Source organism: Enterococcus sp. 9D6_DIV0238, from assembly GCF_002174455.2.
Lineage (GTDB): Bacteria > Bacillota > Bacilli > Lactobacillales > Enterococcaceae > Enterococcus_L > Enterococcus_L dunnyi.
The window spans coordinates 1,877,274-1,900,583 of record NZ_CP147246.1 but is presented as its reverse complement, the minus strand read 5'-3'; the positions used below and the strand labels follow the sequence as shown (position 1 = coordinate 1,900,583).

The 23,310-nt window shown below is 39.2% G+C and carries 18 protein-coding genes; 11 read left to right on the top strand and 7 right to left on the bottom strand.

Annotated elements, in window-relative coordinates; all coding sequences use genetic code 11:
- The first annotated feature begins 214 nt into the window (after positions 1-214).
- From pplA to menA, 3 genes are all read left to right on the top strand, one after another.
- Positions 215-1,144: an extracellular electron transfer flavoprotein PplA gene (gene pplA / locus A5889_RS08875; RefSeq protein WP_087640458.1), complete on the top strand. Its 930-nt coding sequence runs from the start codon at positions 215-217 to the stop codon at positions 1,142-1,144.
- Between the two features lie 538 nt (positions 1,145-1,682).
- Positions 1,683-2,756 (top strand): FAD:protein FMN transferase, encoded by a 1,074-nt coding sequence (locus tag A5889_RS08870; RefSeq protein ID WP_087640459.1) that lies wholly within the window; start codon positions 1,683-1,685, stop codon positions 2,754-2,756.
- An 11-nt stretch (positions 2,757-2,767) separates the two neighbouring features.
- Positions 2,768-3,721, top strand: a complete 954-nt coding sequence (gene menA / locus A5889_RS08865) for a 1,4-dihydroxy-2-naphthoate polyprenyltransferase (protein ID WP_087640460.1) — start codon at positions 2,768-2,770, stop codon at positions 3,719-3,721.
- 159 nt (positions 3,722-3,880) lie between these two features.
- Here the strand turns inward: menA and A5889_RS08860 are convergent, their stop codons facing one another.
- Positions 3,881-4,858 (bottom strand): LPXTG cell wall anchor domain-containing protein, encoded by a 978-nt coding sequence (locus tag A5889_RS08860; RefSeq protein WP_176372806.1) that lies wholly within the window; start codon positions 4,856-4,858, stop codon positions 3,881-3,883.
- 136 nt (positions 4,859-4,994) lie between these two features.
- A complete protein-coding gene (gene birA, locus A5889_RS08855; RefSeq protein ID WP_087640462.1) occupies positions 4,995-5,972 on the bottom strand; it encodes a bifunctional biotin--[acetyl-CoA-carboxylase] ligase/biotin operon repressor BirA in 978 nt (325 codons plus the stop codon).
- A gap of 202 nt (positions 5,973-6,174) precedes the next feature.
- On the opposite strand from birA, the gene A5889_RS08850 reads away from it, so the two are divergent.
- Positions 6,175-6,387, top strand: a complete 213-nt coding sequence (locus A5889_RS08850) for a zinc ribbon domain-containing protein (RefSeq protein ID WP_087640463.1) — start codon at positions 6,175-6,177, stop codon at positions 6,385-6,387.
- An 86-nt stretch (positions 6,388-6,473) separates the two neighbouring features.
- Here the strand turns inward: A5889_RS08850 and A5889_RS08845 are convergent, their stop codons facing one another.
- The 3 genes from A5889_RS08845 to A5889_RS08835 form a co-directional block, all read right to left on the bottom strand.
- Entirely contained in the window at positions 6,474-7,277 is an 804-nt protein-coding gene (locus A5889_RS08845; protein WP_087640464.1) for an ABC transporter ATP-binding protein, read from the bottom strand.
- A complete protein-coding gene (locus tag A5889_RS08840) occupies positions 7,277-8,227 on the bottom strand; it encodes an ABC transporter permease (RefSeq protein ID WP_087641518.1) in 951 nt (316 codons plus the stop codon). The genes A5889_RS08845 and A5889_RS08840 overlap by 1 nt, the downstream gene beginning before the upstream one ends.
- Positions 8,228-8,319: 92 nt before the next feature.
- On the bottom strand, positions 8,320-9,297 hold the full coding sequence (locus A5889_RS08835; protein ID WP_087640465.1) for an ABC transporter substrate-binding protein: 978 nt from the start codon (positions 9,295-9,297) through the stop codon (positions 8,320-8,322).
- 447 nt (positions 9,298-9,744) lie between these two features.
- Here A5889_RS08835 and A5889_RS08830 point away from each other — a divergent pair, with 447 nt between their 5' ends.
- The 3 genes from A5889_RS08830 to rpoC all read left to right on the top strand — a co-directional run bounded on the left by A5889_RS08830 (position 9,745) and on the right by rpoC (position 18,103).
- Positions 9,745-10,320 carry a hypothetical protein gene (locus A5889_RS08830; protein WP_087640466.1) on the top strand — a complete coding sequence of 192 codons (576 nt, stop codon included), beginning with the start codon at positions 9,745-9,747 and terminating at the stop codon, positions 10,318-10,320.
- A 352-nt stretch (positions 10,321-10,672) separates the two neighbouring features.
- Complete coding sequence (gene rpoB / locus A5889_RS08825; RefSeq protein WP_162288355.1) at positions 10,673-14,290, top strand: DNA-directed RNA polymerase subunit beta; 3,618 nt, start codon at positions 10,673-10,675, stop codon at positions 14,288-14,290.
- A 159-nt stretch (positions 14,291-14,449) separates the two neighbouring features.
- A complete protein-coding gene (gene rpoC / locus A5889_RS08820) occupies positions 14,450-18,103 on the top strand; it encodes a DNA-directed RNA polymerase subunit beta' (RefSeq protein WP_087640468.1) in 3,654 nt (1,217 codons plus the stop codon).
- A 43-nt stretch (positions 18,104-18,146) separates the two neighbouring features.
- On the opposite strand, the gene A5889_RS08815 is transcribed toward rpoC, so the two are convergent.
- The gene (locus A5889_RS08815; protein WP_087640469.1) at positions 18,147-18,866 is read right to left on the bottom strand and encodes a glucosamine-6-phosphate deaminase; all 720 of its coding nucleotides are present in this window, start codon (positions 18,864-18,866) and stop codon (positions 18,147-18,149) included.
- A gap of 127 nt (positions 18,867-18,993) precedes the next feature.
- Between A5889_RS08815 and msrA the strand changes: the two genes are divergently transcribed.
- Positions 18,994-19,524 (top strand): peptide-methionine (S)-S-oxide reductase MsrA, encoded by a 531-nt coding sequence (msrA, locus tag A5889_RS08810; protein ID WP_087640470.1) that lies wholly within the window; start codon positions 18,994-18,996, stop codon positions 19,522-19,524.
- A gap of 42 nt (positions 19,525-19,566) precedes the next feature.
- Here the strand turns inward: msrA and A5889_RS08805 are convergent, their stop codons facing one another.
- Positions 19,567-20,256 carry a prepilin peptidase gene (locus tag A5889_RS08805; RefSeq protein WP_087640471.1) on the bottom strand — a complete coding sequence of 230 codons (690 nt, stop codon included), beginning with the start codon at positions 20,254-20,256 and terminating at the stop codon, positions 19,567-19,569.
- Positions 20,257-20,358: 102 nt separating this feature from the next.
- On the opposite strand from A5889_RS08805, the gene A5889_RS08800 reads away from it, so the two are divergent.
- The 3 genes from A5889_RS08800 (at position 20,359) to A5889_RS08790 (ending at position 23,299) form a co-directional block, all read left to right on the top strand.
- Positions 20,359-21,897 (top strand): gluconokinase, encoded by a 1,539-nt coding sequence (locus A5889_RS08800; RefSeq protein WP_087640472.1) that lies wholly within the window; start codon positions 20,359-20,361, stop codon positions 21,895-21,897.
- A gap of 52 nt (positions 21,898-21,949) precedes the next feature.
- Positions 21,950-22,687, top strand: a complete 738-nt coding sequence (locus tag A5889_RS08795; RefSeq protein ID WP_087640473.1) for a DUF5105 domain-containing protein — start codon at positions 21,950-21,952, stop codon at positions 22,685-22,687.
- 123 nt (positions 22,688-22,810) lie between these two features.
- Positions 22,811-23,299, top strand: coding sequence for a Dps family protein (locus tag A5889_RS08790; protein WP_087640474.1), 489 nt, complete (start codon positions 22,811-22,813; stop codon positions 23,297-23,299).
- Positions 23,300-23,310: the final 11 nt, after the last annotated feature.

Genomic DNA, 23,310 nt, shown 5'->3' with positions numbered 1-23,310 from the left:
CGATTTCATTATATAGCGTGTTTGTGGATTTGTCTAATAACAATTCATAAATATAGGAAATAAATTTTTCTTTATTAAAATGCCGTGAAAAATAAGTAAAAAATTTTCTTTCTTTTATAACTTTAATTGACATAATCGTAATTTTATATAGAATGTAAATTATATCACAAACTAAGTTTGTGGAATGTTAAAGAAAAGGAAAAGGTGAACTAAAATGAAAATGAGCAAAATTGTTAAGGGATTCACAGCTATTGCACTTTCATCTCTTTTATTAGCGGCATGCGGATCTGATGATAAGAAAGATACAGCGAAATCATCTGATTCAAGCACTGCGACATCAAAAACTGCAGATTCTTCAACAGTAGCAGAAAAAGAAGCTGGTGCTGATTTACAAGACGGCACATACAAATTAGAAGAAAAGAACGAAAAAAATGGTTACCGTGCAACATTTGAAATGACTGTCAAAGACGGCAAAATCACAGAGTCTAAATACGACAACATCAACGCTGATGGCAAATCAAAAACAGAAGATAAAGACTACGAAACAAACATGAAAGACAAAACAGGCGTTGGCCCTGCTGAGTTCATTCCTGAATTAAACGAATCACTTGTTAAATCACAAAGCGCAAGCGGCGTAGAAGTAGTAACTGGTGCGACTCACTCTAGTGAATCATTCCAAAACTACGCACAACAATTGATCCAAGCTGCACAAGCAGGAAACACTGAAACAATTGAAATCGATAATGGTGCGGATCTTAAAGATGGTACGTACTCATTGAAAGAAAAAAATAATTCAAACGGCTACCACACAACATTCTCAATCGTAGTTAAAGATGGTAAAGTCACAGAATCTAACTACGATAACGTAAACGACGAAGGCAAATCTAAAAAAGACGATGCTGACTACAACAAAAACATGAAAGACAAATCTGGTACAGATCCAGAAACATACATCCCTGCATTGAACGAAGAATTTGTTAAAGCAATGGGCGAAGATGGTGGATCAGCTGCGGATGTAGAAGTCGTAACAGGCGCAACTCACAGCACACACTCATTCGTAATGTATGCTCAACAATTGATCAATGCTGCTGAAAAAGGCAACACTGATGAAATCGTTGTAGACAACATCGTAATGAAAAAATAATTCTTTCACAGAATTACAATTGACGAACTAAACATGTGCAGAATTCAGGTCATCATCTGAATTCTGCATTTTTGCTGCGAATCACTACGATTGGCTCTGCCAGAGTAGATGATGAGCAGTACTTGGCGAGCGAAGAGAGCGAAGTAACCCTACTAGTGAATCACGATAAGGCAAGAGAAGGATAAAGCAACAACAAGTGACCAAAGCAAGATAACTCCCAAAAAATCATCAGAGTAAACGATGAGCAGTACTTGGCAAACGGAGAAAGCGAAGTAGCCCTACTAGTAAATCTCGTCAAAGAAAAGAATAGACTAGCAATGAGCAAAAAACACAAGATATCTCAATAATACTCACCAGAGTAAAGAAGGCGAAGAACCAAACACTGACACAAGTAAAAATACCAACATACAAGTTTCAATGATCACAAGCAGTAAAATCAATTCATCAAAATACATAAATCAAAAGAAAATCCTTTCCATTACTCAGAAAAAGCGCTACTATAGATGAGAAAATTTTTCTATTTAGAAAGAGGGATACGATGAAAAATAAAAAAGTACTAATGACTATATTAACTGGACTATTTCTAATTGTTTTAGCCGGTTGTGGATCAAAAGAAGAGACTGCTAAAATAAATAAAGAGCCATACTCAGATCAGCAATCGTTACTTGGTACGTATGTACAAGTCCGTATCTATGATGATGGTAAAAAAGATGTATTAGATAAAGCTTTTGCCAGAGTGAAAGAGTTGGGTGATAAAATCACAGTCAATGAAAAAGGTTCAGAAATCGATGCAATCAATGAACAAGCGGGGATAAAACCAGTAAAAGTATCCGATGACGTCTACCCTTTGATCAAACGTGCGTATGAATACAGTGAGGACTCTTCTGGCGGCTTTGACATGGCGATCGGACCAATCACTCAATTATGGCATATCGGCTTTGATGATGCGCGCAAACCATCTCAAGAGGAAATCGATCAGGCGTTGAAATTAGTGGACTATCACAAAGTAAAACTAAATGATGAGGATCAAACGGTTTATCTTGAAGAAAAAGGTATGCAGCTGGATCTTGGAGCTATTGCGAAAGGTTATATCACGGATGAAGTTGTTAAGGTGTTGAAAGACAATGGCGTCACTACTGCGATCGTCGATTTAGGTGGAAATGTATTTGTTCTTGGACACAGTCCTCGTGGAAAAGACATGGATTGGAACGTTGGAATTCAAGATCCGAATAAAGCAAGAAATACAGTCGTTGGAACTGTTCAAGAAAGTAATAAAACCCTCGTTACCTCTGGGATCTATGAACGCTATTTGAAAGTTGATGGCGACACCTATCACCATTTGTTCGACCCAAAAACAGGTTATCCTTTTGATAATGATATTGCTGGTGTGACTGTCATCACGAAGAAATCGATCGATGGAGATGGCTTATCAACAGCTGTCTTTTCAATGGGAGTCAAAAAAGGATTGGAATATGCCGAAAGTTTGAAAGACGTTGATGTGATATTTGTTACTAAAGAAGACAAGGTTTACGTAAGTAAGGATATTGAAAAAGTTTTTGAATTAGGAAAAGATTCGGGATATACGATGGGAGATCGTAAGGATCTGAAATAAGGAGAACGAATATGTCGTTGAAAGTATTTTTGCAAGTAGTGGAAATCCAGACGAAGTTAGCAAGTCTGTTTCCATTTGCGGTTGGGGTATTATTTTCCATAGCGTATTTTAATGAGTTTCAGTTAGGCTATACATTATTGTTTTTTGTAGGAATGGTCGTATTCGACATGGCAACAACTGCAATCAATAATTTTATGGATTTTAAAAAAGCAAAGTCTCAGAAGTATAAGTACGAAGAAAATATCATTGGCAGCTCAGGAATCGCTCCCAGTTTAGTGAGAAACATGATTTTCGCTATGATTACTTTTGCTGCTGCGGTTGGTATCTTTTTGACCATCCAAACTGGTTGGTTGTTTTTAGTAATGGGCGGAGTTTGTTGTTTTATCGGTATTTTTTATACCTTTGGTCCGATTCCGTTATCACGGATGCCTTTAGGAGAAGTATTTAGCGGTTTTACGATGGGATTAGGGATTTTTGCTATGACGATCTATTTGAATGTTTTGAATGATCCGCCATTTTATTTACAGTTAGATTGGGTAAAAGGAACGTTTGCCTTGATAGGCAGTCTTTGGTCTGTTTTAGCGATCATTTGGGCTTCATTGCCGATGGTGTTTACAATTGCTAATATCATGTTGGCAAATAATTTGAGAGATTTGGATACGGATATTGAAAATCATCGGTATACATTGGTCTATTATATTGGACGCGAACATGGAGTGATTCTTTTCCAAGGACTAATGCTAGCTTGTTATGCTGTGATTTTGGTAGGAATGGTTTTTGGTATTTATCAATGGCCGATTTTACTAACCTTTGTTTCGCTATTACAAGTCTGGAAAAATCTTAAATTATTTAAAGCAGAGCTACCGCATCCCAAAAGTTTTGGGTACTCGATAAAAAACTTGATCGCATTTAACGGTTGCTATTTGTTAGGGTTGCTAGTGACGATCGTAGTTAAAAAGTTATAAAATAGAAAAGAAAAATGAGGATGGAACAGAAGTGTCAGGCTCCCAGAAACAAGAGGGAGTTGCTTCTGCTCTCACCGTTTATTAAGTTTTAGAGTCCAGAGCAAAACTGTTTTTTAGTTTTGTTCTGGACTCATTTTTTAGGATAGTAAATATAAATAGCTATTCTTTTTTTCCTTTTTTGCTGTTAATGAATAAGAACAAGACGATTAATAAAAGAATGGCGATCCCTGCAATTGAATAATAGATGGTTTTCTTTTCACCAGTATTCGGGAACAAGCCTTTTTTCTCTTCTTTTTTTGGTGAAGAAGATTGCACAGTACTACTACTGTCAGATGTAGATGATTCAGTAACTGCAGCTCCTGCGAAGGCTTTATCATCTAATGTATAGACTGGAGAATAATCACCCGATTGAGGAGAAAAGGCCGCGAAGCAAAAACCATCTTCATAAGGAAGAGTAAAATATCCATCAGCATCAGTGACGACTGTGTTACCAGGATTTATTAATGGATATAGCTCTTTGATCGTTGTAACAGTAAGACCTAAACGACTTGGAACGCTATAGCCATAAATAGAAACGCCTGCGTTCGTTCCTCCGTTGATAGCTGTAACTCTCCCTTTGACTTCTTTTTTAGCTGAATCATAAGAGACAAATTGGACATCATAGGTTGGTGATGCTGGCACTACCGTATAACTCATGTCTAGAGTGACCGTTTGTTTTTCATCGCTATCTAAAAGATAAAGCATGAAGCTAACTTTCACGACATTTCTACCAAGTGTTTTTGTTGAAGGCTCTTCTAAAAGCTTTAAATCTCTAAGCGCAGCACCATGAGCAGAACCATCTGCTTGGAGCACCTCAGCGCTTACAGTATCGCCCTGAAAAACAACTAATGTTGAGTCCATATGATCGCCATAAGCATTTTCTGCAGTGCTTGATGTCTCGACAGTACTGGAATCCTCAGTTTGTGATAGGCTGCTTTCGAGTGTTTGTGTTCCTTCGTTATCAGAGCTTTGGGCCTCCTTAACGATCGATGAATTTTCAACGGCACCGACATCGGAAGAGCTTATTGGATCTTCGGCAAAACTGGTGATTGGTAACAGTGCCAATAAGGCTGTAAAACAAAAAACGACTTTTTTCATAAATATTCTCCTTTTTCGTAACATACGTATTAATTTGCAATACAAATGTAACACAAATGAAATGTTTAGGAAATGAATGTAAAGAAGAAATGTTTTTTCTTAAGGTATTCTTAATATTTATGTTTAGGAGAAAGAGTCACTTGATTGATTGTAAGCTGATCTCACCAGATGAAAGAACTTTCTCAGAGCCATCTGAAAGCTGAACGATCAATTCTCCACGCTCATTTATGGCTATAGCAGTTCCGTCATAATCTGTTCCTGCTTGGGAGAAAGAAACTGTTTTACCTAACACAAATGATTTTTGACGATATTCGTCTAAAAAATCTTCCGCTGGTAATTGAGCTAAGATTCGATAAAACTGATTCCAAATAGCTGCGATCAGCTCATTTCGTGTGATCGTTGGTGTGCGATCAGAAAATATCGAAGTTGCTTTTTCCTGCAACTCTTCTGGAAATTCATTTTGTTTGAGCGAAAAATTGATGCCCATGCCAATAATGACATTTGAGATTTGTCCAGACTCTACATCACTCATGGCTTCAGACAGAATGCCGCCAATTTTTTTTCCGTTCAAGTAAATGTCATTGACCCATTTGATCTCAGTTGTTAGATGAGCTAACTCGTCCATTGCACGAGCAGCAGCTACAGCCATGATAACTGTATATTGTGCCATCTCTTCAAATCGTTGATTTGGACGTAAAAGCATGCTCATATAAATACCGCAGCCTGCTTTAGAAAAGAAAGGTCTTCCAAACCGGCCCTTTGGTGCTTCTTGAATATCTGCAACGATTAAAGTGTTATCAGGTTCACCGTTGATGGCTGCTAGTTTAGCGTCTTTCATCGTTGACTCGGAGGAATCAAGAATAGTGATCGAAAGATCAGGTGTTGTTGGGGCTAGAGCAAGTTTGATCCCTTCGGCAGATAATATGTCTGAAGAGTCATACCGATAGCCTTTATTGCGGCTGCTTGAAATTTGATGACCTTCTTTTTTTAGTTCATTGATGGCTTTCCAAATCGCTGTTCGAGATAAGGAGAGTTCCTGAGCCATTTCTTCACCAGAAATAAAGGTGGGTGCTTGTTTCATTAATAAGGTTAATACCTGACTTTTAGTTGACATGTTTTTCGCTCCTTTATGATGATTTTATTGTAGCTGATGTAGAAGAAGCGGGTCAACCACAATCCGCCTGTAAGACGAGAAGAAAATCCTTCTTAAGATGTATGATTTCTTGTGGAAAGCTTGCTATACTTAAGAAGTAGAGCAGAACTACTTGTCATTTCTGCTAAGTGACACTGGAAATCAAAGAGATGGAGTGGGAAAAATGGAAAAGCAACAATATGTTTGTGAGAAGTGTGGGAACATGCATTATGTATCTGATCAATTTCAGGCAACTGGAGGAAATTTTGCCAAAATTTTTGATGTACAAAATAAAAAATTCATTACGATCAGCTGTACACAATGCGGATTTACCGAATTGTACCGTGGTCAAACATCTGATGGATGGAATGTTCTTGATTTCTTGATGGGTGGATAATGAATACCTAAAAAGTCACTGAGCTATAGCGAACGAGCTATGACTCGGTGACTTTTAATTTGATAAATGATATTTTGAGCTATTTTTTAAACTAGAAGTAACTGATCGTCTTTCAACTCTTGTCCACTGTTTTTGTGGAACATATCCATCAATTCATTCACAGTCAAATCTTTTTTCTGTTCATTTGGTACATCAACAACCACTTGCCCTTGATGCAGCATGATCAATCGATTGCCGTAGCGAATAGCATCTTCCATATCATGAGTGACCATGAAGGCAGTCAATTGGTGCTCTTGAATCAGTTTTTCAGTCAATTCCATAACGGTGATCGATGTCTTTGGATCTAATGCTGCTGTATGCTCATCTAATAAAATCAGTTCTGGTCGAATCAGAGTAGCCATCAATAGAGTGATCGCTTGCCGTTGACCTCCAGATAATAAACCAATTTCTGCAGCTAATCGATTTTCCAGTCCTAAATTTAGACTAGCTAATTGTTCTTTGAAAAATTCACGATCATTTTTGCGAACACCATTGCTAAGTCCGCGTTTTTTTCCTCGTTTCATTGCAAGGGCCATATTTTCTTCCACAGTCAAACGAACTGCAGTCCCCATTTTAGGGTCTTGAAAAACACGGCTGATTTGTTTTGAGCGATCAACAACACGTTGTTTGGTGATGTCTTTTCCTTGTAGCGTTAGTTGTCCTTCTTCAATGGGCAAAGTCCCTGCGATACTGTTTAAAAGTGTTGATTTACCAGCACCGTTTCCCCCGATGATGGTAATGAACTCTCCTTGATTGATTGTTAAATCGATTCCTTTTAATACGTGATTTTCATTCACTGTTCCACGTTCAAAGTATTGATGGAGATTTTTGATCGTTAATACTGGCTGCATTAATTAGCGCCTCCTTTGCGTTTACCTATTTTAGAGAACCCTAATTTTTTTTGGATCAATGGTGATGATAAGCAGATCACTAAAATAATTGCAGAAAATAGTTTTAAGTCAGCTGGGTCGACACGTAATTCTAATACGCAAGCAAGAATGAAACGGTATAGAATCGCACCGATTACTATTGTGATCAAGCGTAAGCCGAGCGATTTATTTTTAAATAGAACCTCGGCAATGATGATCGAAGCCAATCCAATGACGATCGTTCCGATCCCAGAGTTTAAATCAGCGAAGTTATTGTTTTGAACTAACAAAGCACCTGCTAAGGCGATACAGCCGTTTGAAAGCATGTAGCCAATGATTTTCATGTTGTCTGTATTGATGCCGTTTGCTTCACTCATATCAAGATTATCTCCCGTTGCACGAGTCGCTAATCCAATTTCTGTTCTAAAGAATAAAACAAGTAAAATAATAACGAGGATCACAATAATTGCTCCGACTAAAATCGTGCTGTTTACTTTTGAAAGTCCTAGTGATTGTGCATGAGAAAAAATCGAATCTGTTCCGATCAAAGAAATATTTGGTGCGCCCATAATACGGGAATTGATACTGTATAAACCGGTCATGGTAATGATTCCTGCTAATAAAGCCGGAATTTTTAATTTTGTATGAAGTAAACCTGAAACCAGCCCAGCTAACATACCAGCGATAAATGCGATGATCAAAGCGGTAATGGGTGCCATCATCGAATGAAGGCTAAATAAGGATTGAAAAGGAGCAGGCCAGGAAGCAGGGTCTTTGGCTAAGATCACTGCTGCTACAGCACCGCCTAAAGGAAAACTTCCTTCGGTAGTTAAATCAGCAATATCTAAAATACGGTAAGTCAGGAATACCCCAATCGCCAGTAATGACCATAAAAGGCCTTGCGAGGTTGAGGAGAGTAGTATGTCTATCAACAAAATCAGCTTCTTTCAGTAGTTTTATGTAGCTTAGTGATGCAAAAACAGTTGTTTCTGCATCACTACTATTTTTATTCATCGTCTGTAAATTAAGGTGCTTTGATCGTTTCTGGATCGATATCTAGCGCTTTTGCCATGTCTTCATTTACAAAAAGTTCTAAGTCTTTAGCTTTTTCAACAGGCATATCTGCAGGCTGTGCTTCTCCTTTGAGGATTTTAGCTGCCATGACACCAGTTTGTTTTCCTAAAGCTTTATAGTCGATTCCGACCGTTGCAAGTCCGCCTTGTTCTACTTGTTCGATCGAACCAGCGATGACAGGGATTTTATGTTCTTTGGCTACTTCTCCGATCACAGCAGCGGCAGAAGCGAAAGTATTGTCCGTTGGGATGTAAATAGCATCAACGTCTTTTGCTAAGCTAGTTGTTACTTGTTGGACATCATTTGTTGAGTTTGCTGTTAAAATTTTTGTTTTGACGCCTTTATCTTTTAGCGCTTTTTCAGCCATATCAGCTTGGATTTTAGAATTCGCTTCACCAGCGTTGTACATGATTCCAATTGTTTTCGCATCAGGAACGATGTTTAGTAGTAAAGCAATTTGCTTATCAATGGGAACGATATCTGTTGTTCCTGTCACGTTTCCACCTGGCTTTTCATCTGATTTCACCAATTTGGCACCAGCTAAATCAGTCACAGCAGTTACTACGATGGGAATATCAGTGGTTTCATTTAATAGTGATTGTGCGGCAGGTGTTGCGATCCCTAGCAATAAATCTGGTTTTTCTTTGACTAACTTTTCACTCATGCTTTTTAATTGGGCCTGATCATTTTGAGCGTTGGTGTATTCGATCGTTAGGTTTTCACCTTCTTTAAAGCCATTTTCAGCTAAGCCTTCTTTGAATCCTTCAAAAGCAGCATCCAATGAGCCGTGTTCGACAGGCTGTAAGACCCCGATTTTTTTCATATCGCTGTCTGAACCTGAATCAGCTTTTTTGTCATTTCCGCAAGCGCCAAGTGTTAGTAAAGCCACTGCTGATACAATACTCAATCCTAGTAATTTCTTTTTCATCTCAATTCCTCCAGTATGATTGTTAAAACAAAAAATCCATTCAGACAATATGCCTAAATGGATTGATAAAAGTCGTCAGTTCAATACTTTCGTTCGCCACTTAGGATTGTCTACGTGGCTGTTTGTTCAGTGCAAAGTGCTCTAGCCATCATAGATACAAAAACAGTTTTTGCTGTTTGCACCCATGATTTCATGAATACAAACCTATCTAAAATAGCTAAAGTAAGCTTTATTCAGTTGTGGGTTGATTAAGTAAGTCATAGTAATCTCCTCCGCAAATTGAATTGTACTTAGTATAATTCAAAAACTGGAAGGATGTCAACAGATTATTTAAAATTTTCAGACAATTTATTTTTTTTAAAGTAAAAAGCAAATATTTTTTATTTTCTTCTTTCCATGCTAAAATTCATTTTGTAGATAAAATTAAAAAAGACTAGGAGAATAGTTATGATTTCAAAAAAATTAATTACTTTAGGTACATTAGCAGCAACTGTATTAGTATTGGGCGCATGCAGCAGCGACAACAAAGATACAAAAGCGAGCTCATCTGACAGCAAAACAGAAGCAACTTCAACAAGCTCAAGCATGGATGCTGTAAGTTCTGCCTCTGTTAGTGACAAACCAGAAGTACTCGAAAAAGCATTAGGTGAAGATGGAAACTGGATCATCGCTGCAACTGCAGATGTAATGTTTGATAAAGATGTGACTGTCTCAGGTGAATTCCATGATAAAGGCGATTCTTCTGCGGATATCTACAGAAAATTAGCTTTATATGCACAAGATTCAGATCGTAAAGTGACGGATGAATATACGATCACTGTACCAGAGCTAATTGTTGAATCAGAAAACTTCAATATCGTTAACGGAACTGTTAAAGGAAACATCTTAGTTAAAGCGAATGGTTTTGTTTTAAACGGTGCAAAAGTTGACGGAAACGTAACGTTTGAAAAAGAAGAATACAAAACATCTGCTACTCTTGATAAAGAAGGCGCAGAAGTAACTGGTGACATCACCGTTCAATAAGAATGATCGTAAAATGAGAGGCACTTGATTGTAAAATCGAGTGCTTTTTTTTCTATAATAAAAGATACTTGAACTTCTTGACTTTTACTATAGAAAGAAGTAGAATGTATAAATGCAAAAACTATCTGAAAAATGCTGAAGCAGGAGCGAAATATTGTCCGTTCCGGTTTTTAATAGGGAAACAAAAGTAGAAAACGCACGAGAAAATTTTCAAGAGCACATTCTATTTTTGGTTTTTTTTTGCCTAAAAACCGCAAAAAATGCTCGTTGTTACGTATATTTAATATTCGTAATGAAAATGAAATGTTTCAGTTAGTGTTTTGATAGACTTTTAATTAGAGGAGTGAAGAGCTTGGCTGGACACGTAGTAAAATACGGAAAACACCGCGAACGTAGAAGTTTCGCCCGGATCAGTGAAGTGTTGGAATTACCCAACTTGATTGAGATTCAAACAGACTCTTACCAATGGTTTTTAGATGAAGGCTTAAGAGAGATGTTTGAAGACATTTTACCAATTGATGATTTCCAAGGAAACCTATCTTTGGAATTCGTAGATTATGAATTAAAAGAACCTAAGTACACCGTAGAAGAAGCGCGTTCACATGACGCAAACTATTCTGCACCTTTACATGTCACTCTAAGATTGACCAATCGTGAATCTGGAGAAATCAAATCACAAGAAGTTTTCTTCGGTGATTTCCCTCTAATGACTGAAATGGGAACATTTATCATCAATGGAGCAGAACGTGTTATCGTTTCTCAATTAGTACGTTCACCAGGTGTATATTTCCATGGCAAAGTAGATAAAAATGGGAAAGAAGGCTTTGGCTCAACTGTGATCCCTAACCGTGGCGCATGGTTGGAAATGGAAACAGATGCCAAGGATATTTCTTATGTGCGTATTGACCGTACTCGTAAAATTCCTTTAACTGTCTTAGTCCGTGCTTTAGGTTTCGGTTCTGATGATACGATTTTTGAAATTTTCGGTGAGTCATTAAGTTTACGTAATACGATCGAAAAAGATTTACACAAAAATGCTAGCGATTCTCGTACAGAAGAAGGGCTAAAAGATATTTATGAGCGTCTTCGCCCAGGCGAACCTAAAACAGCAGATAGTTCTCGTAACTTACTGAATGCTCGTTTCTTTGATCCAAAACGTTACGACTTAGCAAATGTTGGTCGTTATAAAGTCAACAAAAAATTAGATTTAAAAACACGTCTATTGAACCTAACTTTAGGAGAGACACTGATCGATCCTGAAACAGGAGAAATCCTTGTTGAAAAAGGAACAGTGTTGACGCACCAAGTAATGGAAACATTAGGTGAGCATATCGATAACGGACTAAACAGCGTGACTTATTACCCTAGCGAAGACGGTGTGGTAACTGAACCAATGACAGTTCAAGTCATCAAAGTTCTTTCTCCAAAAGATCCGGAGCGTATCGTTAATGTGATCGGTAATGGGTATCCTGATACAAGTGTGAAAACAGTTCGTCCGGCAGATATCGTTGCTTCAATGAGCTACTTCTTCAATTTACAAGAAGATATCGGTAATGTGGATGACATCGATCACTTAGGAAACCGTCGTATCCGTTCAGTCGGTGAATTGTTACAAAATCAATTCCGTATCGGTTTAGCGCGTATGGAACGTGTGGTTCGTGAAAGAATGTCTATTCAAGACACTGAAACATTGACACCACAACAATTGATCAATATTCGTCCAGTTGTAGCAAGTATCAAAGAATTCTTTGGTTCTTCTCAGCTATCACAGTTCATGGACCAAACAAATCCTCTAGGTGAGTTGACACACAAACGTCGTCTATCTGCCTTAGGACCTGGTGGTTTGACTCGTGACCGTGCCGGCTATGAAGTACGAGACGTTCACTATTCTCACTATGGCCGTATGTGTCCGATCGAAACGCCAGAGGGCCCGAATATCGGTTTGATCAATAGCTTATCAAGTTATGCCAAAGTCAATAAATTTGGCTTTATTGAAACTCCGTATCGTCGTGTGGACCGTGCAACTGGAAAAGTAACAGACCAAGTGGATTACCTAACTGCTGACACGGAAGACCACTATATCGTAGCGCAAGCAAACTCACGTTTAAACGAAGATGGAACCTTTGCTGAAGAATTAGTAATGGCTCGTCTACAAAGTGAAAACCTTGAAGTAACGATCGATAAAGTCGATTACATGGACGTTTCACCGAAACAAGTAGTTGCCGTGGCGACTGCATGTATTCCTTTCTTGGAAAACGATGACTCCAACCGTGCCTTGATGGGTGCCAACATGCAACGTCAAGCAGTGCCTTTGATCCAACCTCGTTCACCACTTGTGGGAACTGGTATGGAATACAAATCTGCACATGACTCAGGTGCCGCTCTTTTATGTAAACATGATGGTGTCGTTGAATATGTGGATGCATCAGAAGTACGCGTTCGCCGTGACAATGGCGCATTAGATAAATACATGGTCACAAAATTCCGTCGTTCAAATTCAGGTACAAGCTACAACCAACGTCCAATCGTTCTTTTAGGCGAAAAAGTTGAAAAAGGCGATACATTAGCAGATGGACCTTCTATGGAAGAAGGAGAAATGGCTTTAGGACAAAACGTACTTGTTGGATTCATGACGTGGGAAGGGTACAACTACGAGGATGCGATCATCATGAGCCGTCGTTTGGTGAAAGATGATGTGTATACATCTATTCATATTGAAGAATATGAATCAGAAGCTCGTGATACAAAATTAGGACCTGAAGAAATCACTCGCGAAATTCCAAACGTTGGTGAAGATGCGTTGAAAGATCTTGACGAAATGGGAATCATTCGTATCGGTGCTGAGGTTAAAGATGGCGATCTATTAGTAGGTAAAGTAACGCCTAAAGGGGTAACTGAGTTATCTGCTGAAGAGCGTTTACTACATGCAATCTTTGGTGAAAAAGCCCGTGAAGTTCGTGATACCTCTCTACGTGTGCCTCATGGCGGCGGCGGGATCGTTCACGATGTGAAAATCTTTACTCGCGAAGCTGGCGACGAATTGTCACCAGGTGTGAATATGCTCGTTCGTGTGTATATCGTTCAAAAACGTAAGATCAACGAAGGGGATAAAATGGCCGGTCGTCACGGAAATAAAGGGGTCGTATCCCGTATTATGCCGGAAGAAGACATGCCGTTCTTACCAGATGGCACACCGATCGATATCATGTTGAACCCATTAGGGGTACCATCACGTATGAATATCGGACAAGTACTAGAGTTGCACTTAGGAATGGCTGCCCGTCAATTAGGTATCCACATTGCAACGCCAGTATTTGATGGGGCTAATGATGATGACGTTTGGGACACTGTTCGTGAAGCTGGTATGGCTAGTGATGCGAAAACAGTACTTTACGATGGACGTACTGGTGAACCATTCGATAACCGTATCTCTGTTGGTGTAATGTACATGATCAAATTGGCCCACATGGTCGATGATAAATTGCATGCTCGTTCTATTGGACCATACTCACTTGTTACTCAACAACCACTTGGAGGTAAAGCTCAATTTGGTGGACAACGTTTTGGGGAAATGGAAGTATGGGCACTGGAAGCATATGGTGCAGCTTATACATTACAAGAAATCTTAACGTACAAATCTGATGACGTGGTTGGTCGTGTGAAAACATACGAAGCGATCGTCAAAGGTGAACCAATTCCAAAACCAGGTGTACCGGAATCATTCCGTGTATTGGTGAAAGAGTTACAATCACTTGGATTAGATATGCGCGTATTGGACATTGAAGAACAAGAAATCGAATTGCGTGATATGGATGACGATGATGATGACTTGATCACAGTTGATGCCCTAACAAAATTTGCCGAACAACAATCAGCGAAACAATTAGAAAAAGAAGCAGCTGAAGCAAAAGAAGCTGCCGATGCAGTTCTTGAACAAGAAATTGAAACAGCTGAAGATACTAAAAACTAATTGTTCGAAGTCATAGTAAAATTGTCAAGTTAGATTTGTTTCAGTTTTCTTAGTATAAAGAAAGCTGATTCAATTGGCGGAAGAAAATACGAAGTTGAAAAAGTACTCTATTTTCTTCTCGCCCTAACTTTTCCTATCAAGAAATGGAGGGAATTCCTTTTGATCGATGTAAATAAATTCGAAAGTATGCAAATAGGTTTGGCTTCTCCAGAAAAGATCAGAAGCTGGTCTTACGGTGAAGTAAAGAAACCTGAAACGATTAACTACCGTACGCTAAAACCTGAACGTGAAGGGTTATTCTGTGAACGTATTTTCGGTCCAACCAAAGACTGGGAATGTGCTTGCGGAAAATATAAACGTATTCGTTATAAAGGTATCGTTTGTGATCGTTGTGGTGTAGAAGTGACTCGTTCTAAAGTTCGTCGTGAACGTATGGGACATATCGAGTTAGCAGCACCTGTTTCACATATCTGGTATTTCAAAGGTATTCCATCTCGTATGGGTCTTGTGTTAGACATGAGCCCGCGTGCATTAGAAGAAATCATCTACTTTGCTTCTTACGTAGTAATTGATGCTGGAGATACTTCTTTAGAGAAAAAACAATTATTGACAGAGCGCGAATACCGCGACAAACGTGACCAATATGGTCAAGGCTTTACTGCCGCAATGGGTGCAGAAGCTGTCAAACAATTATTGGATAGTGTTGACTTAGATGGTGAAGTAACTCAATTAAAAGAAGAGTTGAAATCTGCTCAAGGTCAAAAAAGAACACGTGCGATCCGTCGTTTGGATATTTTAGAAGCATTCCGTGCTTCTGGAAACTTGCCAAGCTGGATGGTTATGGATGTTATCCCTGTTATCCCGCCTGATTTACGTCCGATGGTTCAATTAGAAGGTGGTCGTTTTGCGACTTCTGACTTGAATGACTTGTACCGTCGTGTAATCAACCGTAATAACCGTTTGAAACGTCTATTAGACTTGAATGCACCAAGTATCATCGTGCAAAATGAAAAACGTATGCTGCAAGAAGCAGTTGACGCATTGATCGATAATGGTCGTCGCGGCCGTCCTGTTACAGGACCAGGTAACCGTCCATTGAAATCACTTTCTCATATGTTGAAAGGGAAACAAGGTCGTTTCCGTCAAAACTTACTGGGTAAACGTGTGGATTACTCTGGTCGTTCAGTTATCGTCGTAGGACCTAACCTGAAAATGTACCAATGTGGTTTACCAAAAGAAATGGCGATCGAATTGTTCAAACCATTCGTAATGCGCGAATTGGTTCAACGTGAAATCGCAACAAACATCAAGAATGCAAAACGTAAAATCGAACGCGGTGAAGATGAAGTATGGGATATTCTAGAAGAAGTTATCCAAGAACATCCAGTTTTACTTAACCGGGCACCTACGTTACACAGACTTGGTATCCAAGCCTTTGAACCTGTCTTAGTTGAAGGTCGTGCGATTCGTCTTCACCCATTAGTTTGTGAAGCCTACAATGCCGATTTCGATGGAGACCAAATGGCTGTTCACGTACCGCTGAATGAAGAAGCACAAGCTGAAGCGCGTATGTTGATGCTAGCAGCACAAAACATCTTGAACCCGAAAGATGGTAAACCAGTTGTTACTCCATCTCAAGATATGGTCTTAGGTAACTACTACCTAACAATGGAAGAAGATGAACGTGAAGGGGAAGGTATGATCTTCCGTGACATGAATGAAGCTGTGTTAGCATGGCGTAATGGTTATGTCCATTTACACTCACGTATCGGTGTTCAAACGACTTTACTTGGCGACAAACCATTTACGGATTGGCAAAAAGAACGTATTTTGATCACAACTGTCGGTAAGATTATCTTTAATGAAATCATGCCAGTAGAATTCCCTTACTTGAATGAACCAACTGACTACAACTTAACGGTCCAAACGCCGGACAACTACTTTGTAGAAGCTGGAACAGATATTCCTGCCCACATTAAAGCACAAGAATTAGTCTTGCCATTCAAGAAGAAAAATCTAGGAAATATCATTGCAGAAGTCTTCAAGAGATTCCATATCACTGAAACTTCTAAGATGCTTGATAGAATGAAAGACTTAGGTTACAAACACTCAACTCATGCGGGTATGACGGTTGGTATCGCAGATATCATGGTCTTACATGAAAAACAAGAAATCATTGAAAATGCGCATAAACAAGTCGAAAATATCACGAAACAATTCCGTCGTGGTCTGATCACAGATGACGAACGTTATGAACGTGTTATCGGCGTGTGGAATGCTGCGAAAGATGAGATCCAACAAAAACTGATCGAAAGTATGGATGCGAAAAATCCAATCTTCATGATGTCAGATTCTGGAGCCCGTGGTAACATCTCCAACTTTACTCAGCTTGCTGGTATGCGTGGATTGATGGCCGCTCCGAACGGACGTATCATGGAATTGCCGATCATCTCTAACTTCCGTGAAGGACTTTCTGTCTTGGAAATGTTTATCTCTACTCACGGAGCTCGTAAAGGAATGACCGATACAGCCTTGAAGACAGCCGATTCAGGTTACTTGACTCGTCGTCTAGTTGACGTAGCACAAGATGTGATCATTCGTGAAGACGATTGTGGAACAGACCGCGGTTTAGTGATTCAAGCGATCCGTGAAGGAAATGAAATCATTGAAACACTTGAAGAACGTCTGCTTGGACGTTACACTCGTAAATCAGTGATCCATCCTGAAACAGGTAAAGTCATCATTGGTGAAGACCAATTGATCTCAGAAGATCTTGCAAAAGAAATCGTAGATGCAGGTATCGAAACAGTAACGATTCGTTCCGTATTTACATGTAATACAAAACACGGTGTATGTAAACACTGTTATGGCCGTAACTTAGCAACTGGTTCAGGTGTTGAAGTTGGTGAAGCTGTTGGTACGATCGCAGCTCAATCAATCGGAGAACCTGGTACACAGTTGACAATGCGTACGTTCCATACCGGCGGGGTTGCCGGTGATGATATCACTCAAGGTCTTCCCCGTGTCCAAGAAATCTTTGAAGCGCGTAATCCGAAAGGGCAAGCAGTCATCACAGAAGTTACTGGTGAAGTCATCGATATCTCTGAAGATCCTGCAACGCGTCAAAAAGAAGTGACGATCAAAGGGAAAACAGATACACGTACGTATACTGTTCCTTATACTGCTCGTATGAAAGTTGCTGAAGGCGATACGATCCATCGTGGTGAGCCGTTGACAGAAGGTTCGATCGATCCGAAACAATTGCTGCAAGTCCGCGATGTATTATCTGTTGAAAACTACTTATTGCGTGAAGTACAACGTGTGTACCGTATGCAAGGGGTAGAAATCGGCGATAAACATATCGAGGTAATGGTTCGTCAAATGCTGCGTAAAGTTCGTGTCATGGATCCAGGTGATACTGAAATCTTACCAGGTACATTACTTGATATCGCAGAATTTAAAGATCGTAACTACGATACATTAGTAGCTGGCGGAGTTCCTGCAACAAGCCGTCCAGTGTTACTAGGAATCACAAAAGCATCATTGGAAACAAACAGTTTCTTATCTGCTGCGTCATTCCAAGAAACAACACGTGTGTTGACAGATGCTGCGATTCGCGGTAAGAAAGATCCATTACTTGGATTGAAAGAAAATGTTATCATTGGTAAGATCATCCCAGCTGGTACTGGTATGGCTCGTTACCGTAACATGGAACCAAAAGAAGTCGGCGTAGCTAGCGAAAATGTCTACAGTATCTCTGATATTGAAGCACAAATGGCTGCTGAAGATGCGTTGAACGAGTTAAATAAATAAACAAAAAAAAGCTAGAATCGTAATCGATTCTAGCTTTTTTGTTTTAATCAAGTTCTGCAGCGGCTTCCTTATCTAAAATGATGGTTAAGTTCGGATGAACTTGAAGTAGAGATGCCGGAACATCATTCGTTACAGGGCCAAAGAAAGCTTGTTTAATGATCTTCGCTTTTTTCGCTCCTGTAGCAAATAGCACGATTTCTTTTGCTTGCATGACGCTTTTCGGTCCCATTGTTACATAAAAATCAGGACGCTCGCTTTCGTCTCCGCCAACTTCGCTAAGCAGAATATCTTTCATATTTTCAGTGGCATTTTCATCTACCACAGAAGTTAAGTTTTCAAAGGTTGTTGTTCCTGGCAGATTTCCACAGTAATGACCGTCAGCGCCAATCCCAAGTAAAATCAAATCTAAACCGCCATCTTGGGCAATTCTTGCATCTTGGGTTTTGTAATTTTTTTCGTCAAGCGGGTGAATATGATCGGAATCGATTTCTGCTGGTTCAAAAAATAGTTTGTTTAAATTTGACATCGTAACGCCGTAGCCTGCTTTTTTCTTAAAAGGAATTTCATCGAAATTATAGTAGTGAACATTATCAAAATACGCTTTGTTTTTGACATCCTCTACAAGATACTCGTACATTTTAACTGGCGTCGATCCTGCTGTGATCGCTAAGTTTACTCGTTTGTTTTGATACATTTTACCTAATAAAACATTTGCGGCTACACGGCTCATTTTTTCATAGTTTTCTTCTATGATGATTTTCATATACACACACATCCTTTGCTTTTTGTTTAATGTATCATGTGGGAACCATCCCATGTCAATGGACTTTAAGCAAAAGAATAGGATTATTCGAATAATCAGCTTATGATAGAAAAAGAGGTGATGCAAAATGGAAAAAACATATGAAAAAGCTATTTTTGCTGGTGGTTGCTTCTGGTGTATGGTGAAGCCATTTGATAGTCAGCCAGGGATTATTTCTGTCGTGTCAGGATATACTGGCGGACACATAGAAAATCCCACCTATGCACAGGTCACAACAGGTACTACCGGTCATACAGAAGCAGTAGAAATCACATATGACCCAGAAATTATATCGTACGAAGAACTGGTAGAAATTTATTGGCAGCAGACAGATCCGACAGATGCCCTAGGACAATTTGCCGATCGAGGCGATTCCTATCGTCCAGTGATTTTTTACTCAAGTGAAGCACAAAAAGAAATTGCCGAGAAATCAAAAGCAGCATTGCAAGCAAGTGGTCGTTTTACACAACCGATCGTCACTAAGATAGAATCTGCTCAACCATTTTATCCAGCAGAGGACTACCACCAAGATTATTATAAGAAACACAGTGTTCATTATAATCTGTATCGTGAGGGATCTGGGCGTGCAGGATTTATTCGGAAAAATTGGAAGAACTAAAACGAGAGAAAGGGAGATAAGGGCATTATTGCTCTTATCTCTTTATTTATCTAGATAAAGTATCAGAAATAAGGCGAATGCTAAAAATGGAACAAATGGAAGCTGTTCTATTTTTTGATTTAAAATAAGACGGCAAAATAATGAAACGGATAATGCACAGCCACTGGCAATAAATAATAGTAAAATCAATGATTTATTGCCGAGCAACACTCCCCAAGAGGTGATCAAAAGGATATCTCCACCTCCAATAGCCTCTGTGAATACATAATTGAAGCTAGTCAGAATAATGAATAGGAAGACGCCGGTAATTACATGAAAGGGCAAGTCTAAAAAATAGTGAAAACCACATAGCAGCAATAAGAAGGGGTAAAAAAGCTTAGGCTCCACAATCAAATAAAAAATATCCGTTAAAGTCAAAATAAATGCGGTAAGTGAAAAGAAGAAAATATACATGGAATAACTGTTACCAAAATCGGTCAATAGAAATAGAAAACCAATAATAAACTCACTAAACAAATAACTGACTGGCAATTTATGGTGACAGTAACAACAACGGAATTTTAATAAAATAATGGAGACAATTGGAATCAACTCAAAAAATCGTAACTTAGTCTGACAATCCGGACACTGTGATGGAGGAACCACAATAGACTTCCCGATCGGTACCCGTTCAGCGACTAAACAAATAAATGAACCGACGACACTGCCAATAATAAACTGAAACAACCACATAAAATCCCTCCCCTAAATAAAAATACGCAAATAATTCCTTTTTTAACTAGACAAATATTTTTTTATTAGGAATAATTGGAGTAAGAGAAAAGGAGCGAGGAAATGGAAAAAGTAGCGATCGGTGTAGATATCGGAACGACACAAACAAAAGCAGTTGGCTTTAACGAAGATGGAACTGTTCGAACATCAGCGTATGTTCGCTATCCGCTGATCCAGGAAACAGAGGGGATGGCAGAGCAGGATGTAGAGCAGATTTTTCAAGCGGCTGTCTCGTGCATTGGGCAAGTAGTGTCAGCCGTTCAGCCCTTAGAAATTTCTGTGATCTCATTTTCAACAGCGATGCATGGGCTGATTGCCGTAGATGAAAACGGGCAGCCACTGACAAGAGTGATTACCTGGGCGGATAATCGCGCAGAAAAATATGCTGAAGCATTCAAAAATACGTTATTGGGACAAACGATTTATCAGAATACAGGGATGCCGATGCATCCGATGACACCTTTTCACAAAATACGTTGGTTGAAGGAGCAGCATGCAGAAATTTTTGACCGCGCAAAAAAATTTATTGGAATGAAAGAGTATATTTTTTATCGTTTTTTTAATCGATACATCACTGATTTTAGTACAGCTTCGGGTACGGGTTTTTTTAATATTCATACTCTTGACTGGGATCAGCAAGCACTGGAAGAAATGCAGATTACTCAAGAGCAATTACCACTATTAGCTTCACCTACCTATCAAATGTCTGGACTTGATAAGGAGTTGGCTGAACAAGTAGGGTTGACTGAACAAACGATTTTTGTTTTGGGTGGAGCAGACGGTCCTTTGTCTAATTTAGGTCTTGGCGCGATAGCAAAAGGTACTGCAACATTAACTGTGGGAACTAGTGGCGCTTTGCGCTATATCGTTGATCAGCCTTATGTTCATCCGCAAGCGGAAACTTTCTGTTGTGTGCTGGACGAAACACATTGGGTCATTGGCGGTGCAACAAGTAATGGCGCAGGTATTTTTGATTGGGCCTGTGAAAATCTACTTAAAGAAGTGCAGTCGGATGCACGAACAGCTGGGAAGAATTCCTATGATGCAGTGATGGAACAGGTGAAAGAAGTACCGGCGGGTGCGAAAGGGCTGCTGTTTCATCCTTATTTACTAGGAGAGCGGGCACCATTATGGGATGCTGAAGCTGCAGGAAGTTTTGTTGGCTTAAAGCGAAATCATGATGATAAAATGATGATGCGGGCAGTGATAGAAGGGATTTGCTTAAACTTTAAAAGAATCCTGACTGAGCTGGAAGAATTGGGCGGTTCTGTACAGGAAATACGTGCAACTGGCGGATTTGCAGATTCTGAAGTATTTAAAGAAATCATGGCAGATGTTTTAGGATATGAATTATCATTGACGGAAAGTATCGAAGCATCAGCTTTGGGCGCTGTTTTACTTGGCTGGCAGAGCATAGGGAAAATCGATGATCTAGAACAGGCTTGTAAACATGTGCAGATTTATGAAACGGTGATCCCAACACCGTCTAGGAATCAGATCTATCAGCAACTATATCCGATATACTTGGCTACGCAGCAGCAATTGTCGGCAAGTTATCATCAGTTGGCAAAACTGAGAGCTGATTTAGACGGACTTTTTTGATCGATAACAATGGACTTATTTTACTAATACATGAGAGAATGGAGGAAAGAGGATGAAGAAATTATGGTTTGTCCCGTTGATAGTCGTTGGATTTCTTCTGACAAGTTGCGGGACGAAGGGGATTTCGGCGGAAGATGCTGGTGAGCTACTGATCGATCGTCTGATTTATCAAAAAGAAGGTAATAAATTTAAAAAAGAATTTCGAGATGGTGAACAAGCTAGCAAAGAATTGGATGAAAATAGTAAGAAATTTGAAGAAAATTTTGCTAACGGTCTGTCTTCTGCTGGTGCAAAAGTGAAAGAAGAACAATCGAGCCAGTTAACAAAAGAGCTGTTACAACAAGCGAGAGAGAAGACATCATACAAAGTTGTCCAAATCGATGAAAATAAAAAAGGCGCCACGATTTCTTATTATATTACAGGTTTAGATTTAGTCAGTGCCATGCAGGAAATGACACGAGAATTGGTCAAGAAAACAATGGAGAGCCCTGAGCTTGCTAATAATGATCAAAAAACGTTAGACGCAACTTTTTCAATTCTAGAAGAGCGTGTTCAAACGATCAAGATCAAGACAGATCCGGTCGAACTTAAGATTCGGCTAGAAAAAGAAAAAGGGAAATGGTTTGTCCCAGAAGATCAAAAAGATGCAGTCTTTAATCTTTTTCTGGCATTTATTGCTGGGGCTGAAAGTGTAGATGCGATGAATGAAGAGTTGGAAGTAGCCATGAATGAGGTCGCCAAAGAAATTATTGATTCGTTAGACTCTCAACCGATCGTAAATAATGATTAAGCATTAGATTATAATTATTATCAAATGATAAATAATATAAAAATGAAAGATTTTAGTGTACTTTTTTTCCGTTTCGTACTACAATGATACATGTAGATAAAATATTTAGGAGGATGATGTATAATGAAATTTGAACAAACAAAAGAAGTCTTGAACCAACTAGTTGCAGATTTAAGCCAGTTTTCAGTAGTGATCCACCAAACACATTGGTATATGCGCGGACCAGAATTCTTGACGCTACACCCAAAAATGGATGAGCTTATGGACGAAATCAATGACCAGTTAGACGTTATCTCTGAACGTTTGATCACATTAGACGGCGCTCCATATTCAACATTACAAGAATTTGCTGACCATACTGGAATTGAAGATGAAATTGGTACGTATGAACGTACGATTCCTGAACGTATGGAAAAATTAGTAGAAGGCTATCGTTACTTAGCGGATCTATATCAAAAAGGAATTGACGTTTCTGGCGATGAAGGCGACGATTCTACACAAGATATCTTTATTGCAAACAAAACAGATATCGAAAAAAATATTTGGATGTTGCAAGCAAAATTAGGTAAAGCACCTGGTATCGATGCAGATTCACGTACGAAAACTCGTTAATTAGATGATCA